Origin of the sequence: Curtobacterium sp. VKM Ac-2887 (assembly GCF_015350935.1) — a bacterium.
GTDB lineage: Bacteria > Actinomycetota > Actinomycetes > Actinomycetales > Microbacteriaceae > Curtobacterium.
Genome location: NZ_JADKSB010000003.1, coordinates 253,346 through 268,844, shown reverse-complemented (window position 1 = coordinate 268,844; position 15,499 = coordinate 253,346). Strand labels below are relative to the sequence as shown.

General features: G+C 72.0%; 15 protein-coding genes. 3 read left to right on the top strand and 12 right to left on the bottom strand.

The window, feature by feature from the left end:
* The 3 genes from ITJ69_RS05580 to ITJ69_RS05570 form a co-directional block, all read right to left on the bottom strand.
* The gene (locus ITJ69_RS05580) at nt 1-1,374 is read right to left on the bottom strand and encodes an FAD-dependent oxidoreductase (RefSeq protein ID WP_194672218.1); all 1,374 of its coding nucleotides are present in this window, start codon (nt 1,372-1,374) and stop codon (nt 1-3) included.
* A gap of 86 nt (nt 1,375-1,460) precedes the next feature.
* Nucleotides 1,461-2,537, bottom strand: a complete 1,077-nt coding sequence (locus tag ITJ69_RS05575; RefSeq protein WP_111084273.1) for a polyprenyl synthetase family protein — start codon at nt 2,535-2,537, stop codon at nt 1,461-1,463.
* Nucleotides 2,538-2,569: 32 nt separating this feature from the next.
* Nucleotides 2,570-3,361: a demethylmenaquinone methyltransferase gene (locus ITJ69_RS05570; protein WP_111084274.1), complete on the bottom strand. Its 792-nt coding sequence runs from the start codon at nt 3,359-3,361 to the stop codon at nt 2,570-2,572.
* Nucleotides 3,362-3,469: 108 nt separating this feature from the next.
* On the opposite strand from ITJ69_RS05570, the gene ITJ69_RS05565 reads away from it, so the two are divergent.
* Nucleotides 3,470-4,729, top strand: coding sequence for an isochorismate synthase (locus ITJ69_RS05565; RefSeq protein WP_194672217.1), 1,260 nt, complete (start codon nt 3,470-3,472; stop codon nt 4,727-4,729).
* Nucleotides 4,730-4,748: 19 nt separating this feature from the next.
* Here the strand turns inward: ITJ69_RS05565 and menD are convergent, their stop codons facing one another.
* On the bottom strand, nt 4,749-6,437 hold the full coding sequence (menD, locus tag ITJ69_RS05560) for a 2-succinyl-5-enolpyruvyl-6-hydroxy-3-cyclohexene-1-carboxylic-acid synthase (protein WP_323742998.1): 1,689 nt from the start codon (nt 6,435-6,437) through the stop codon (nt 4,749-4,751).
* A 49-nt stretch (nt 6,438-6,486) separates the two neighbouring features.
* Entirely contained in the window at nt 6,487-6,843 is a 357-nt protein-coding gene (locus ITJ69_RS05555) for a PLD nuclease N-terminal domain-containing protein (protein WP_131921755.1), read from the bottom strand.
* Between the two features lie 64 nt (nt 6,844-6,907).
* On the opposite strand from ITJ69_RS05555, the gene ITJ69_RS05550 reads away from it, so the two are divergent.
* On the top strand, nt 6,908-7,243 hold the full coding sequence (locus tag ITJ69_RS05550; RefSeq protein ID WP_194672216.1) for a DUF4229 domain-containing protein: 336 nt from the start codon (nt 6,908-6,910) through the stop codon (nt 7,241-7,243).
* 12 nt (nt 7,244-7,255) lie between these two features.
* Here ITJ69_RS05550 and ITJ69_RS05545 read toward each other — a convergent pair whose 3' ends face one another.
* Genes ITJ69_RS05545 through ITJ69_RS05530 form a run of 4 tightly spaced genes read right to left on the bottom strand, consistent with a single transcriptional unit; the run spans nt 7,256 to nt 10,817 of the window.
* Nucleotides 7,256-8,257, bottom strand: a complete 1,002-nt coding sequence (locus ITJ69_RS05545; protein ID WP_123339055.1) for a 1,4-dihydroxy-2-naphthoate polyprenyltransferase — start codon at nt 8,255-8,257, stop codon at nt 7,256-7,258.
* A gap of 50 nt (nt 8,258-8,307) precedes the next feature.
* Nucleotides 8,308-9,438 (bottom strand): AMP-binding protein, encoded by a 1,131-nt coding sequence (locus ITJ69_RS05540; protein WP_194672215.1) that lies wholly within the window; start codon nt 9,436-9,438, stop codon nt 8,308-8,310.
* A gap of 16 nt (nt 9,439-9,454) precedes the next feature.
* On the bottom strand, nt 9,455-10,384 hold the full coding sequence (locus tag ITJ69_RS05535; protein ID WP_111084280.1) for a 1,4-dihydroxy-2-naphthoyl-CoA synthase: 930 nt from the start codon (nt 10,382-10,384) through the stop codon (nt 9,455-9,457).
* 22 nt (nt 10,385-10,406) lie between these two features.
* A complete protein-coding gene (locus ITJ69_RS05530; RefSeq protein WP_123292094.1) occupies nt 10,407-10,817 on the bottom strand; it encodes a hypothetical protein in 411 nt (136 codons plus the stop codon).
* A 133-nt stretch (nt 10,818-10,950) separates the two neighbouring features.
* On the opposite strand from ITJ69_RS05530, the gene ITJ69_RS05525 reads away from it, so the two are divergent.
* Entirely contained in the window at nt 10,951-11,940 is a 990-nt protein-coding gene (locus ITJ69_RS05525) for an o-succinylbenzoate synthase (RefSeq protein WP_194672214.1), read from the top strand.
* Nucleotides 11,941-12,059: 119 nt separating this feature from the next.
* Here ITJ69_RS05525 and ccsB read toward each other — a convergent pair whose 3' ends face one another.
* Genes ccsB through ITJ69_RS05510 form a run of 3 tightly spaced genes read right to left on the bottom strand, consistent with a single transcriptional unit; the run spans nt 12,060 to nt 15,485 of the window.
* Nucleotides 12,060-13,088 (bottom strand): c-type cytochrome biogenesis protein CcsB, encoded by a 1,029-nt coding sequence (gene ccsB / locus ITJ69_RS05520; protein ID WP_194672246.1) that lies wholly within the window; start codon nt 13,086-13,088, stop codon nt 12,060-12,062.
* 5 nt (nt 13,089-13,093) lie between these two features.
* A complete protein-coding gene (gene resB / locus ITJ69_RS05515) occupies nt 13,094-14,803 on the bottom strand; it encodes a cytochrome c biogenesis protein ResB (RefSeq protein WP_216834452.1) in 1,710 nt (569 codons plus the stop codon).
* Nucleotides 14,787-15,485 carry a cytochrome c biogenesis CcdA family protein gene (locus ITJ69_RS05510; protein WP_123292336.1) on the bottom strand — a complete coding sequence of 233 codons (699 nt, stop codon included), beginning with the start codon at nt 15,483-15,485 and terminating at the stop codon, nt 14,787-14,789. Before ITJ69_RS05510 ends, resB begins: the two co-directional genes overlap by 17 nt.
* Nucleotides 15,486-15,499 lie beyond the last annotated feature (14 nt).

Genomic DNA, 15,499 nt, shown 5'->3' with positions numbered 1-15,499 from the left:
TCAGTTCGTGGGCACGTCGACGCGACCGAGGGACACGTCGATCATCTCGTCGCGGGGCACGACCTTGATGCGCTCACGGCCCTCGGCAGCACCGAGCGCGAGCTCGTGGGTGTCCAGGTGGTGCCAGCCCTCGAGGTCGGTGTACTCGACGCCGCGCTCGCGGAGCAGGGCCGGGATCGCACCCTCGGAGGGGTCCTCCGGCATCCACCAGCTCGCCTGGTCGTTGACGATGTGCTGCACGGTCTCCATGGCGTCGGACTTCGTGTGCCCGATGAGCCCGACCGGGCCGCGCTTGATCCAGCCGGTGGCGTAGACGCCCGGGATCTGCTGGTTGTCGTCGTCGAGGACCTGGCCCTCGTGGTTCGGGATGACGCCGTGGCGCTCGTCGAACGGCAGCCCGGGCAGCGGGGAACCGAAGTAGCCGACGGCACGGTAGGCCGCCTGGATCGGGATCTCACGGATCTCGCCCGTGCCCTCGACACCGCCCTCGCCGTTCGGCCGGGTGCGCTCGTACCGGATCGCGGTGAGGTTGCCCTGCTCGTCGCCGACGAACTCGGTCGGCTTCGCGTAGAAGTGCAGGTGCAGCCGCCGGCTCGCCTGGCCGGTCTCGCGGGTGCGCCACTGCTCGAGCACCCGGTTGATGACCATGACCTGCTTGTTCGTGGCGATCGCGGTCTTCGACGCCTCGTCGTGGTCGAAGTCCTCGTCGTAGACGACCATGTCGACGTCACGGACCTCGCCGAGCTCGCGGAGCTCGAGCGGCGTGAACTTGACCTGGGCGGGACCACGGCGGCCGAAGACGTGGACGTCCGTGACGGGCGACGCCTTGAGGCCCTCGTACACGTTCGCCGGGATCTCGGTCGGCAGCAGGTCGTCGGCGTGCTTCGCGAGGATGCGGGAGACGTCGAGCGCGACGTTGCCGACCCCGATCACCGCGACGCTCTTCGCGGTCAACGGCCAGGTGCGCGGGACGTCGGGGTGGCCGTCGAACCAGCTGACGAAGTCGGCGGCACCGTAGGAGCCCCGGAGGTCGACGCCGGGGACGTCGAGGTCGGCGTCCTTGATCGCGCCCGTCGAGAAGACGACCGCGTTGTAGTGCTTCTTGAGGTCCTCGAGGGTGATGTCCTCGCCGAAGCGGACGTTGCCGAACAGCCGGACGACACCGCGGTCGAGCACGTCGCGCAGGGCGTTGACGATGCCCTTGATCCGCGGGTGGTCGGGGGCGACGCCGTAGCGGACGAGTCCGTACGGCGCGGGGAGCTGCTCGAACAGGTCGATCGACACGTCGTGTCCGTGGGCCTCGCGCAGCAGGATGTCCGCGGCGTAGATGCCGGCGGGTCCGGCGCCGACGATGGCGATTCGGAGGGTGGGCACTGATCGTCTCCAGTTCGTTCGGGTGGGGTGCTCCCGGTGGTGCGTCCCGCGCGGCGACCGTGGGGTCGTCCGGTCGCGGGTGGTGTTCAGCGGCTGCGGTCGACGACGGAGTCGGCGAAGCGGGTGAGTGCCCGCTTGACGGTGCCGTCGGGCAGCGGGGCGAGGGCGTCCACGGCTTCGCGGGCCCAGCGGACCGCGACCGTGCGCGTCGACGCGGTCGCCTCGTGGTCACGCAGTGCGGCGACGGCCGACTGGTACGGCACGGAGCCGACCGCGTCGTCCGGGGCGCCGTTCACGTCGCGCTCGATGCGCAGGACGAGGTCCTGCGCCGCCGGGTCGGTCGCCGCGTGCCGACGCAGGTGCAGCATCGGCAACGTGTCGACGCCGGCACGGAGGTCGTTGCCGGCGATCTTGCCGGTCTTGTCCGTCGCCGGTGCCAGGTCGATGACGTCGTCGACGAGCTGGAAGGCGACGCCCACCTTCTCGCCGAAGGTCCCGACGGCGTCGAGGTAGGCACGGTCGGCGCCGGAGAACATGACACCGGCGCGGGCGGCGGTCGCGATGAGCGAGCCGGTCTTGTCGCTGAGCACCTGGATGTAGTGCTCGACCGGGTCGTCGTCGGGCTGCGGGCCGGTGGTCTCGTGCAGCTGCCCCATGCAGAGGCGCTGGAAGGTCTCGGCCTGCATCCGGATGCCCTCGGTGCCCAGGTCGGCGGTGATGAGACTGGCGCGGGCGAAGAGCAGGTCGCCGGTCAGGATCGCGACGTTGTTGCCGTACGTGATCTGCGCTGCGGGGACCCCGCGGCGGACGGGCGCTTCGTCCATGACGTCGTCGTGGTAGAGCGACGCCAGGTGGGTCGTCTCGATGCTGACGGCGGCCTTGACCACGGCGTCGGTCACCCCGTCGCCGAGCTGCGCGATGAGCAGCGTCAGCGTCGGACGGATCCGCTTGCCGCCCGCGGACAGCAGGTAGCGGCTCGTGGTGTCGGCGAGGGTGTCCGTGGACCGCATGGCGTCCTCGAGCCCCTGCTCGACGAGCTCGAGACCGTCGTCGACGGCGGCGATGAAGCGGCGGTCGGCGGGCGTGGCGAACAACCGCTCGCCGATGCCCAGCGAGGCGCGGAGGCTCGGCGCGCGACGTGCGACCGGGACGCTCGGATTCAAGTGCTGCTCCGTCTTCGGGGGATGGTGACCGGTCAGTCGTCGGCCGGGTCGACGCGCGGCTGCTCGCCGGTGGTCTGGTGGTCGCGGCGTGCCTTCGCACGACGGGCCGCGGACTCGCGCACCGTGTCGGCGACGGGCTTGCGGCCACGGTGCAGTGCGACGATACCGGCCGTGAGGTTCCGGTAGGCGACCACGGAGAAGCCGACGCCGCGCAGCCACTGGGTGAGGACCTGCTGGTCCGGCCACGCGTCGATCGACTCGGCGAGGTAGCGGTAGGCGGCGGGGTTGCTGCTCGAGAGCTTCGCGATGCCCGGGAGCACGCGCTTCAGGTAGGTGCCGTAGCCGAGGCGCAGCAACGCACGCGGCGGGGTCGAGAACTCGCAGATGACCACTCGGCCGCCGGGCTTGAGGACCCGCAGCATCTCGGCGAGCGCCTGCTTCGGGTCGTTCACGTTGCGCAGCCCGAACGAGATCGTGACGGCGTCGAACGTGTCGTCGTCGAAGGGCAGGTGCTCGGCATCGCCCTCGACGAAGGTGATCTCGGGGTGCCGCTCGCGACCGACCGCGATCATGCCGGCGGAGAGGTCGAGCGCGCTGACCTCTGCCCCCTTCTTCGCGAAGGCCGCGGCACTCGTCCCGGTGCCCGCGGCGATGTCGAGGACCTTCTCGCCGGGCTGCGGGTCGACCGCCCGCACCGTGGCGACACGCCACAACGGGGCGTTGCCCGCCGACAGGATGTCGTTCGTGAGGTCGTACTTGGCCGCGACGTCGTCGAACATCGCCGCCACCTCGTCCGGCCGCTTGTTCAGGTCCGCTCTGCTCACCCGACCAATCCTAGAGGTCCCGACCGTACGTTCACCGGACTCGCAGCAACGGCCCACTCGTCGAGCGCGCGGCCGGGTGGTCCACCGACCGCGCGTAGCATCGGAGCCGTGACCCGAACCACCACGGCGGCGCCCCCGCTGACGGTCTCCACCCGGATCCTCGACGACCCGGGCACCGTCCTCCGCCACACCCTGCGCGACCGTCCCCTGGCCTTCGTCCGGAACGGTGACGGCATCGTCGGCATCGGGGAGGCGCTGCGGTTCACGTTCACCGGCCCCGACCGGATGCGCGACGCCGCCGCGGTGTGGCGCACCGTCGTGGAGTCGGCCGTCGTCGACGACCCGGTGCAGCTGCGCGGCTCCGGCCTGGTCGCGTTCGGCTCCTTCGCCTTCGCCGACGACTCCGCCGACGAGAGCGTCCTGATCGTCCCGCGCGTGGTCATCGGCCGTCGGCGCGGCAAGGCCTGGCTCACGGCGATCGACACGACCGTCGGCGCCGAGCCGCTCACGTTCACGCGGACCTCGGTGCCGGTCCCCCACGTCGGACCACACGTCTCCGTCGCGCTGCACCCCGGCCGGATCGACGAGGCCGCCTACGCCGCCAACGTCGCCGAGGCCGTGCGGCGCATCGCCGCCGGGAGCGCGCAGAAGGTCGTCCTCGCCCGCGACCTCGTCGGCAGGATGCCAGCGGACGCCGACCACCGCGCCCTGCTGCTCGACCTCGCCGCCGCCTACCCGCAGTGCGTCACCTTCGCGGTCGACGGCCTGGTCGGTGCGACCCCCGAGACGCTCGCCCGCACCGACGGCACCCGGTTGACGGCGCGGGTGCTGGCCGGCAGCGCCGCACGCGGCGAAGACGAGGTGTCGGACCGTGCCGCTGCCGAGGCCCTCGCCGCCAGCGCGAAGGACGTCGACGAGCACGCGTTCGCGATCGACAGCCTGCTCGCCTCGCTCCGCCCGCTCGTGACCGAGTTGCGCGCCGACCCCGAGCCGTTCCGGCTGCAGCTGCCGAACCTGTGGCACCTGGCGACCGACGTGCAGGCGACCCTGCCGCCGGACACCACCTCGCTCGACGTCGCCGACGCCCTGCACCCGACCGCCGCCGTCGCGGGCACCCCGACCGACGTGGCCGTCCGACTCGTCGCCGAGCTCGAGGGCGTCGACCGCGGTCGCTACGCCGGCCCGGTGGGCTGGATGAGCGCCACCGGCGACGGCGAGTGGATGCTGGCGCTCCGCAGCGCCCGGATCGACGACGACGGCACCGTCCGGGCCTGGGCGGGCGCGGGCGTCGTCGCGGGGTCGGAACCGGCGCGCGAGGTCGCCGAGACCGCCCTGAAGTTCCGACCGGTCACCGACGCGCTGGCCTGAGCGGCGCGGCGGCCACGCGTCAGTCGGCCAGCGGGACCTCGATGACGACCCGCTCGGCCGGATCGGTGAGCACCCGCTCGAGGTCGCCCCACGTCTCCGCGCGGCGGTACTCCCAGCCGAGGCCGGTCACGACCCGTTCGACGTCGACGTGCTGCGGCGTCGACATCATCCGCCGCATGTCCTCCGGTGGAGTGGTGCGTGCCACCTCGAGCCCGCGGAAGATCGCGCCGCCGTGGTCGTTGCCGACGACGACCTGGACCCGGTGCGTGCGCTCCTCGGTGCCGGTGACGAACGCCCCGAGGTCGTGCAGCAGGGTCAGGTCGCCGAGCAGCACGCGCGTGGTGCCGACCGACGCCGACGACTGTTCGAGGGCCGCGGCGATCCCGAGGGCCGTCGACACGGTGCCGTCGATGCCGGCGAGCCCACGGTTCGCGTGCACCCGGATCTTCTTGCCGAGCACGCGCCCGTCGGCGACGCGGATGATCTGCGAGGCGCCGAACACGAGCCGGTCGTGCGGCCACGTCACGCCCCACACGGCGTCGGCGAGCATCGCGCGGTCGACGGGTCGGCGGCGGAGGGCGACCTCGTCGCGCAGGAACTTGTTGCGCTCGGCACGGTCCGGGGACCGCTTGGCACCGAGGTCGGGTCCGGCGTCACCGTCGCCGAGCAGCTGCCGGCTCGCGCCGACCCAGCGCCCGACCCACGCACGGTGCTCCGGCCGGGTCCGGCCCGTCACGCGGACGTCGGACACGAAGGTGGTGTCGGAGGGCCGGGAGGCGCGGGCCGGGTCGAAGGGATCGGCCGCGTGTCCGCGGACCACGAACGTCTCGACCCCCTGCCGCTGCAGGAGCGCCGGGACCTCGCGACTGAGGGTGGGGTGGCCGAGCACGACGGCACGACGGACCACACCGCCGAAGTCCTGGTCGCGCAGGAGTTCGCGGTAGGTGACGACGAGGTTCCGGCCGAACCGTGCGCCGCTGGAGACCTCGGCGAGCAGGGGCGCGCCGAGTTCCCACGCGATGCGCTCGGCGTCCTCGCCGGCGTCGTGCCCGGCGATGACGACCGTGCCCGGTTCGTCGTCCGGCGACAGCTCGGCCACCGGGAGTCCGCCGTGCGCACGACGGGTGGCGAACGCGGTTTCGACCTCGTCGTCGGGGACGCCCTGCACGCGGTCGGCGTCGAGGCCGGCGGACAGGGGTTCACGGAACGCGACGTTGAGCTGCGCCGGCCCCGGCTGTCCGGTGTGTCCGGCGGCTGCGGCGACGGCCTGGCGGGCGAGGTCGCGGAGCGCTGCACGCACCGAGGCGTCGGCTCCGTGCGCAGCGGGCGCCTCGACGTCGCGGACGAAGGCGACCGCGTCGCCGAACATCCCCGGCTGGACGGTGGTCTGGTTGCTTCCGATGCCGCGGAGCTCGTCCGGCCGGTCGGCGCTCAGCACGATCATCGGCACACCGGAGTGGTGCGCTTCGAGGACGGCAGGGTGCAGGTTGGCGACGGCGGTGCCCGAGGTCGTCACGACGGCGGCCGGTCGACCGGACTCCACCGCGAGCCCGAGGGCGAAGAACCCGGCGGTGCGCTCGTCGAGCCGGACGTGGACGGTCAGGCCGCCGGCACGCTCGAGGGCGACGGCCGCGAGCGCCAGGGCCTGGGATCGTGAGCCCGGGCTGACGACGACGTCGGTGACGCCGGCGCGGACGAGTTCCTGCAGCAGCGTCAGGGCAGCGTCCGTCGCCGGACTGCCCGATCCGGCGGGACCGTCAGCGATCGGTGCGGCCGTCGTCGTCTCGGTCGTGGAACTGGTCTTCGAGGTCTCGGAGGGTCGCGTCGTCCTGGTCCTTGTCCGTGAGGGTGTCCCCCGGAACGGGCGTGGTGCCGAGGAAGTCCGGGTCGTCTTCGGGTCCACGGTACCGGGCGGTCGTGCCCGGGGACGCCGGCGAGCGGCCGAGCAGGAACCAGAGCACCCCACCGAGGACGGGGAGGACGATCACGAGGAGGATCCAGACACCGCGCCTGAGGGATCGGACACGTTCGCGGGGCATCGTCGCGCAGTCGATGGCCGCGTACACCGTGAAGGCGACAGCGGCGACGACGACGATCAACCACAAGCGGACCATGCCCAGGAGTCTAGGTCGCGAGCCTGTGACGACCCTGCCGGTCGGCCGTCCGTAGACTCGCAGGGTGAAAGCGTGGCTCCTGTACACCCTGGCCCGGCTCGGCATCTTCGCGGCGGCGCTCTTGCTCCTCCGGCTCCTGACCCCGATGCCCTGGTACTGGGCGACGATCATCGCCGCCCTCGTCGGGCTGCTGGTGTCCTACATCGCGCTCGCCGGACTCCGCACCAAGGTCGCCCTGAGCCTGGCGAACCGCCGCGGTGGCCCGGAGCGCGATGCGGACACCGACTTCGAGGACGACTTCGTCGACGCGGCGGACACCGACGCCGCGGACACGCCGACCGTGCGCCCGGTGTCGGACGCCGACCGGCACGCCGCGCGCCGGGACACCGACGCGGAGTAGTCCGGCGGAGTCCTACGGCTGGACGGCGAGCGTGATGCCGAGCACGACGCCGAAGACCAGCGAGGCGAACGACGACAGCTGCAGTGCCGTGATGAGTTCACGGGGCTTGCGCGACGACACCCCGATCGCGAGCGCCGGCAGGGCCAGCAGCAGCGAGAAGTACGTGAAGCCCGTGCGGAAGTAGAGCAGGACGAACCAGAGCAGCACGACGTACGGCAGCAGCAGGAACAGGCCGTACAGCACCCGTGCCACCGGTCGTCCGACGACGACGGCCAGGGTGCGCTTGCCGGCGAGACGGTCCTCGTCGATGTCGCGGATGTTGTTCACCATCAGGACCGCGCAGGCGAAGAACCCGGCGGCGACCGCGGCGGCCCACCCGCTCGTGGTGGCCTGGCCGATGAGCACGTACTGGGTGCCGAGCACGGCGACGAGGCCGAAGAACACGAAGACGAAGACCTCGCCGAGCGCGTTGTAGCCGTAGGGCTTCTTGCCGCCGGTGTAGAACCACGCGGCGACGATGGCGGCGGCGCCGACGAGCAGCAGCCACCACAGCTGGGTGAGCACCACGATGACGATCCCGGCGACGGCAGCCAGCCCGAAGAACGTCAGCGCGACGGTCAGCACCGTCCGGGGCTTCGCGAGGCCGGCCCCCGTCAGTCGAGCCGGGCCGACGCGGTACTCGTCGGTGCCGCGGACCCCGTCGGAGTAGTCGTTGCTGTAGTTCACGCCGATCTGCAGGAACAGTGCCACCGCCAGGGCGAGCAGCGCGATGGCGAGGTGCCCGTCCTGCGCCAGGAACGCACCGAAGTCGCCCGTGGTGCCGCTGTCGACGAAGCCCACGGTGGTGCCGAGCACCACGGGGACGACGCCGAGCGTCAGCGTGCGGAGCCGTGCCCCGCCGATCCAGTCCCGCGCGGTCGCCCGGCGCTTCGAGCGGACCGGGGTCGCAGCCTTCGCCGGGTTGCCCGAGCGGCCCTGCTTGTGCGTCGTGTTCTTCGTTCGTGCCACGACCACCGATCCTATCCGCGCCGCGTCACACTGCACCGCGGTGCCGTCGAGCGCACCTACCGTGCCGCGAGGTCCTGGATCGCCCGCCGGTCGGGCTTGCCGGACGCGAGCATCGGCAGCCGGTCGACCACCACCACCGCGGCCGGACGTGCGGCTCGGCCGAGGGCGTCGCCCACGTGGGACCGGACGGTGTCGAGGTCGAGCGGCTGCTCGGTGACGACGACCGGTACTTCGCCCCACTCCCCCGAGGCCCGTCGGGTGACGACTGCACCGTGCTGGTCGGGCAGGTCGCGCACGAGCCGCTCCACCGCGCCGAGCCGGACCTTCTCGCCGCCGGAGATCACCACGTCGTCGAGGCGTCCGAGCACCCGGACCACCCCGTCCGACACCGTGGCGGTGTCCCCCGTGCGGTACCAGCGCAGGCCGTCGCGCTCGACGAAGGTCGCAGCCGTGCGGTCCTCGTCGCCGACGTACCCCTCGGCGAGCATCGGACCCGCCAACTGGAGCTCGTCGTCCACCACCGCGGTGCGGACGGTCCCGAACGGCGCGCCGTCGTACACGCAGCCGCCGCTCGTCTCGCTGGCGCCGTAGGTCGTCACGATGCGCACACCCGCGGCGACCGCTCGCTCGCGGAGCGCCGCCGGGGTCGCCTGCCCGCCGACGAGGACCGCGTCGAACCTTCCCAACGCAGCCGTCGCGCGGTCGTCGTCGAGCACGCGGGCGAGCTGCACGGGGACGAGCGACGTGTAGCGACGCGGAGCCGCAGGGCCGGTGACGAGCTGGTCCGCGGCGTCCGCGAACGCCGTGGCGTCGAAGTGCCCCGGTGCCACGACGACCGGCGTCGTCCCCGCGGCGATCGAGCGGGTCAGGACGTTGAGGCCCGCGATGTAGTGCGTGGGCAGCGCCAGCACCCAGCTGCCCGGTCCGCCGAGCGCTGCGTCCGCCGCTGCGGCACCGGCGAGGAGCGCCTCGGACGAGAGGGCCACGCGCTTGCCGGTGCCGGTGGAACCGCTCGTCTCGACCACCAGGGCGACCCGCTGCCGGACGTCTGCAGGTGGCGGGGTCGGCAACGCCGGCGCCCCCTCGGCGACGGGGAGCAGCGCGGGGCCGCCGGCGAGCGCTGCCTCCAGACCGCGGAGCACCGCCAGCGGATCCGACGTGCCCAGCGCGACCAGCGGACGGGTCATGCCGGCACCGCCGGGCTCAGTAGTGCCACGGGAACGACGTCCACTCGGGGGCGCGCTTCTCGAGGAACGAGTCGCGGCCCTCGACGGCCTCGTCGGTGCCGTAGGCGAGCCGCGTCGCCTCGCCCGCGAAGACCTGCTGGCCGACCATCCCGTCGTCGACGGCGTTGAACGCGTACTTGAGCATCCGGATCGCCGTCGGGGACTTGCCGAGGACGATCTCACCCCAGCGGATCGCCTCGCGCTCGAGGTCCTCGTGCGGGACGACCGCGTTCACCGCACCCATCTCGTACGCACGCTGCGCCGAGTACTCCTGCGCGAGGAAGAAGACCTCGCGCGCGAACTTCTGGCCGATCTGCTTGGCGTAGTAGGCGCTGCCGTACCCGCCGTCGAACGACCCGACGTCGGCGTCGGTCTGCTTGAACCTGCCGTGCTCGGCGCTCGCGATGGTCAGGTCGCAGATCGCGTGCAGCGAGTGCCCGCCGCCGGCTGCCCAACCGGGGACGACGGCGATGACGACTTTGGGCATCATGCGGATCAGGCGCTGCACCTCGAGGATGTGCAGTCGTCCCATCGACGCCTGCGCGGCCGCGGGGTCGACTCCTTCGGGCGGCGCACCCTCGTCGCCGACGTACTGGTAGCCGCTGCGCCCCCGGATGCGCTGGTCGCCGCCGGAGCAGAACGCCCAGCCGCCGTCCTTCGGGCTCGGGCCGTTGCCGGTCAGCAGGACGACGCCGACGCGGGGGTCCTGGCGGGCGTCGTCGAGCGCCCGGTAGAGCTCGTCGACGGTGCGAGGACGGAAGGCGTTCCGCACCTCGGGCCGGTCGAACGCGACCCGGACGATCCCCTTCGAGACGTGCTTGTGGTACGTGATGTCCGTGAACTGCTCCGCGATCGGAGCCGCGGTCCAGACGTCGGGGTCGAACAGGTCGGAGACGGGAGCAGCCATGCCTCCAACGTACCGCCGCCGGTCAGGCGCCCATGCCGGTCAGGACCTCGGGTGCGACGAACACCAGGATCACGATGAGGATCACCGGGTTGGCGAAGAAGGCCACCACGACACCGATCGCCCCGTACCACCGGCCGAGGCCGCCGACGGCCGCGACGAAGCCGAGCACCGCCGCGATGAGCGTCAGGAAGACCACGACGAAGCAGATCCCGAACGCGAACTCGGTGTCACCGCCCATGAAGACCGCGAAGGCGCTGGCGTCCACCGCGGCGGACACCACCGCGAGGCCGAGGGCGATCTTGCCGACGATCGGGCTGCGGCGCTTCCGACCCGCCGTCTGGCGGACGTCGACGGTGTTCTGCTGCATGAGCCGCGCGAACTCGTCGGTGTCGCGACCGGGGCGCTGCGCACGCTGCTGCGGTTCCCGCGCCACCGCGCCTCCCTCGTTCCGGACGGTTCGATCCGGGTCGTGACCAGTGCCGACCGGGGCCGACCGATGCATGCTAATGCCCTGCCCTGGCGGTCCCCTCCGAGGAACCGGCAGGTGCCCTGGGTGCGGTGGGAGGATGGCCGACGTGCTCCCCGACCTCGCCGAACTCACCGCCGACGCGCACGTGGTCGCCCTGCCCATGCGGGTGCGGTTCCGCGGCATCACCACGCGCGAGGCGCTGGTCCTCCGCGGCCCCTCGGGCTGGACCGAGTTCTCACCCTTCGTCGAGTACGACGACACCGAGGCCGCCGCGTGGCTCCGGGGCGCGATCGACTTCGGCTGGACCGAGCACGAGGCCGCCGCCGACTCGGTGCCGGTGAACGCCACGGTGCCGGCGATCGCCCCGGAGCAGGTCGCCGCACTGCTCGCGCGCTACCCCGGGTGCACCACCGCCAAGGTCAAGGTCGCCGAACCCGGCACCACCGTCGACGACGACGTCGCCCGGGTCGCTGAGGTCCGACGGGTGATGGGCCCTGCGGCCGCCGTCCGGGTGGACGCCAACGGACTGTGGAGCGTCAACCAGGCCACCGAGGCGCTCGAACGCCTTGCCCCCTTCGACCTGCAGTACGCCGAGCAGCCCTGTCGGACCGTGCCGGAGCTCGCCGCGCTGCGGGCACGGATCGACGGCCTCGGGGTGCGGATCGCCGCGGACGAGAGCGTTCGCAAGGCCGCTGACCCCCTCGCCGTCGCACGAGCCGGAGCGGCTGACGTCCTGGTCGTCAAGGCGCAACCGCTCGGGGGCATCACCGCGGCGCGTACGGTCATCGCCCAGGCCGGGTTGCCGTGCGTGGTCTCCAGCGCGCTCGACACCTCGGTGGGGCTCGGCATGGGCGCGTTCCTCGCCGCGGCTGCGATGTCCCCGGGGTACGCAGCCGGGCTCGGGACCGCCGCGATGTTCGCGTCCGACGTCACCGCGGACCCGCTCCTGCCGGTCGGGGGCCGCGTGCCGGTGCGACGGGTCGCGGTGTCGGCGGACCTGCTCGACCGGAACGCCGCGTCGCCGGAGCGCACGGCGTGGTGGCTCGCGCGGGTGGCGCGGGTGCACGCCGTACTGGCCGCCGCGTAGACCCGTCTTCCCGGCCCTGCACGCGACCGGACGATGGACGGGAGGCACGGTGCCAGCTGGCACCGTGCCTCCCGTCCGGTCCTGGTCGCGACCAGAGCCGCGTCAGTGACGCGCGTCGCTCACAGGCCCGAGTAGCTGTGCAGGCCCTTGAAGAAGACGTTCACGACCGAGAAGTTGAACATCACGGCGGCGAAGCCGATGAGCGCCAGCCACGACGACCGCGCACCGCGCCAGCCGCGGGTCGCACGGGCGTGGATGTACCCGGCGTAGACGACCCAGATGATGAAGGTCCAGACCTCCTTGGTGTCCCAACCCCAGTACCGGCCCCAGGCACGCTCCGCCCAGACCGCACCGGCGATCAGGGTGAAGGTCCAGAGGACGAAGCCGACGAGCAGGACGCGGTAGGTCAGGACCTCGAGGCGGTCGGCGTCCGGCAGGGTCGCCATGAAGCGGAGCTTGCCCGAGGCGGTCCGGCCCTGGCGGTACGTCTGCACGAGCTGCGCCACCGCGAGCCCCGCACCGAGCGCGAAGAACCCGGTGCCGGCGATCGCCACGAAGACGTGGATGACGAGCCAGTACGACTGCAGCGCCGGCTGCAGCGGCACGACGGGGACCCAGTAGTTCACCGTCGCGATGCCGAGCAGGATGATCGTCAGCCCGGTGATGAAGACGCCGAGGAACTTCAGGTTCTGCCAGAACTGCACGAGCAGGAAGATGAGCGTGATGAGCGCCGTGCCGGTGAGCGAGAACTCGAACATGTTGCCCCACGGCACACGGTCGGCCGCGATGCCGCGCAGGACCACCGATGCGACGTGCAGCACCAGCGCGAGGATCGTCATGGCCATGCCGACCCGCTCGAACTTCGTGCCGCGCGCGGCCGAGCCGCCAGCGTTCGCCGGGGGTGCCGCGACCGGTTCGAGCACGACGGTGCCGCCCCGGACGGTGGCGACGGTCTTCGCCGAGCGGGCCGCGCCCACCGAGGCGGTCGCCGCAGCGTCGTCCGAGTCCGCACCAGCGTTCTTCGCCGCTGCCGTCACCTCGCCGGAGCGTTTCGCCATGTCCAGCGCGAACGAGATGAACGCGACGACGTAGACCGCCATCGCGGAGTACGTCAGCACGACCGAGTAGGTCGCGAGGTTCGTGGTCATGTCGTTCACTGGGGCATCCTAACTCCGAGGTCCGACGTGTGGCGCTGTGCGATGTCCGCGACGGCCCGTTCGAGGTTGGGGTCCTCACCGCGGGCGAGGCCCGCGTACTCCAAGTCGTACTCGCCGTGCTCTGCGCCCTTGCGGGGGACGACCTTCACCCACACGCGTCGGCGCGGGACGAAGAGCGACGTGAGCAGCCCGAGCGTCGAGAGCAGCGCGAAGGCGGCGACCCACGCCTGCGACGGGTCGTGGTGCACGTCGAGCGACACGTAGCGCTTGACGCCGTCGAAGGTGATCGACCCGGCACCGTTCGGCAGCTTCTTGGTCTGCCCGGGCTCGAGCGCGATGCTCGCCGTGTCGGACTGACGGCCGGCGATCTGCGTGAGGCCCTTGGTGTCGAGCGTGTAGACGCTCTGCGGCACGCCGCTGTCGAGGCCGAGGTCGCCGGTGTAGACCTGCAGCGTCAGCAGCGGGTTCTGCGTGTCCGGGTAGGCGCTCGTGTACGCACCCGAGGCGAGCTTCGACGCCGTCGGGTAGAAGAACCCGACCATGCCGAGCTGGTCCGGCAGCGCGTCCGGCACCTTGATGACGCCGGTGGACGTGTAGTTGGCGTCCTCGGGCAGGAACGGCACGACGTCCTGGAACGCCACGTTGCCCTCGCCGTCGCGCACCGTGACGTTCATCGCGTAGCCGTTGCCGAGCAGGTAGACGTTGGTGCCGCCCACGTGCAGCGGGTCGTTCACGCCCAGGCGGCTGGTCGTCGACTCGCCGCCCTTCTCCTTGCTCGTCACGGTCGCCGAGTAGTCGAGCGCCTGGCCGAGGGCGTCGAGGTTGCGCTCCTCGTACTTCGTGACGAACTTGTCGAGCGTCAGGTTGTAGCCCTTGAGGTCGGTCTGCTGGAACCAGCGACCCGGGTTGAACGAGTCGTAGGAGCCGAGGACGTTCGAGAACGTCTGCCCCTCGACCAGCAGCCGCTGGCCGGTGAACCCGAACCCGCCGCCGACACCGACGGCCAGCAGGACACCGACGAGCGCCGCGTGGAACACCAGGTTGCCGGTCTCGCGCAGGTAGCCGCGCTCCGCGCTCACCGAGTCGCCGAAGCGCTCGACGCGGTACCCGGAGCGCTTCAGGATCGTCATCGCGCGCGTGACCGCGTGCTCGCTGGACGGGAGGCCCGTGGTCACGTCGATCCCGGTGGTGCCGTCGATCATCGCGTCGGGCTGCACCGCCACGGTGCGGAAGCCCGCCAGTCGCGTCAGGCGGACGGGGGTCCGGGGCGGACGGGTGCGGAGCGCCTGCCAGTGGTGCTTCGTGCGCGGCACGATGCAGCCGATCAGGGAGACGAACAGCAGGAGGTAGATCGCCGAGAACCACACCGACGTGTAGGTGTCGAAGACCTGCAGCTTGTCGAGGATCGGGTAGAGCGTGGCGTGGTCGGCCTTGTACTGGACGACACCGTTCGGGTCGGCGGTGCGCTGCGGCACGAGCGAGCCCGGGATCGCCGCGAGGGCGAGCAGCATGAGCAGGAACAGCGCGGTGCGCATGCTCGTGAGCTGTCGCCAGAAGAACCGGAGGGTGCCGACGAAGCCGAGCTTCGGCTGGTTGATGCCGGCGTCGCCGGGTCCGGAGCCGTCGACGTGGTCGGACGGTCGCTGCGGGTCCGACGCGGTGTCGGCGCCCGTCGCTTCGGTTTCGGGATCAGACCGCGGGGACAAAGCTCTGGATCACCGCCCCAACGCTCGACATGACGGCCGACCAGATTCCGGTGACCATGAGCAGACCGATGACGATCAGGATCGCTCCTCCGATGATGTTGACGGTGCGCATGTGCCGCTTCACGGCGCGGATCGCACCGGTCGCCCAGCCGGCGCCGAGGGCGACGAGGACGAACGGGATGCCGAGGCCCAGGCAGTACGCGACGCCGAGCCACATGCCCTGCCAGGCACTGCCCGACTGCACGCTGAGCAGGTTGATGGCGGCGAGGGTCGGGCCGAGGCACGGGGTCCAGCCGAGGCCGAACACGATGCCGAGCAGCGGGGCGCCGACGAGTCCGGTCGCGGGCGTCCAGCTCGGCTTGATGGTGCGCTGCATGAACGTGAACCGGCCGACGAACACCAGCCCCATCGCGATGACGACGACGCCCAGGATCTGCGTGATGAGGTCGCGCCAGCGCACGAGCCAGAACCCGAGCGCGCCGAACACCGTCGTGTACGCGACGAAGACCGCCGTGAAGCCGAGGATGAACAGGAGCACGCCGAGCACGACCCGCCCGCGGCGCTGCCCGCCCTCGGCGATCCCACCGACGTACCCGAGGTAGCCGGGCACGAGCGGGAGCACGCACGGCGACAGGAACGAGACGAGCCCCGCGAGCGCCGCCACGGGCAGCGCGACGGCCATCTGGCCGCTGAGGA

Coding starts and splice junctions, on each gene's coding strand:
- ITJ69_RS05555 (WP_131921755.1), bottom strand. CDS start 6,843: ATGGTCCGCTTGTGGTTGATCGTCGTCGTCGCCGCTGTCGCCTTCACG.
- ITJ69_RS05540 (WP_194672215.1), bottom strand. CDS start 9,438: ATGACCCGTCCGCTGGTCGCGCTGGGCACGTCGGATCCGCTGGCGGTG.
- ITJ69_RS05535 (WP_111084280.1), bottom strand. CDS start 10,384: ATGGCTGCTCCCGTCTCCGACCTGTTCGACCCCGACGTCTGGACCGCG.
- ITJ69_RS05525 (WP_194672214.1), top strand. CDS start 10,951: ATGGCCGACGTGCTCCCCGACCTCGCCGAACTCACCGCCGACGCGCAC.
- ccsB (WP_194672246.1), bottom strand. CDS start 13,088: ATGACCACGAACCTCGCGACCTACTCGGTCGTGCTGACGTACTCCGCG.
- ITJ69_RS05510 (WP_123292336.1), bottom strand. CDS start 15,485: ATGGCCGTCGCGCTGCCCGTGGCGGCGCTCGCGGGGCTCGTCTCGTTC.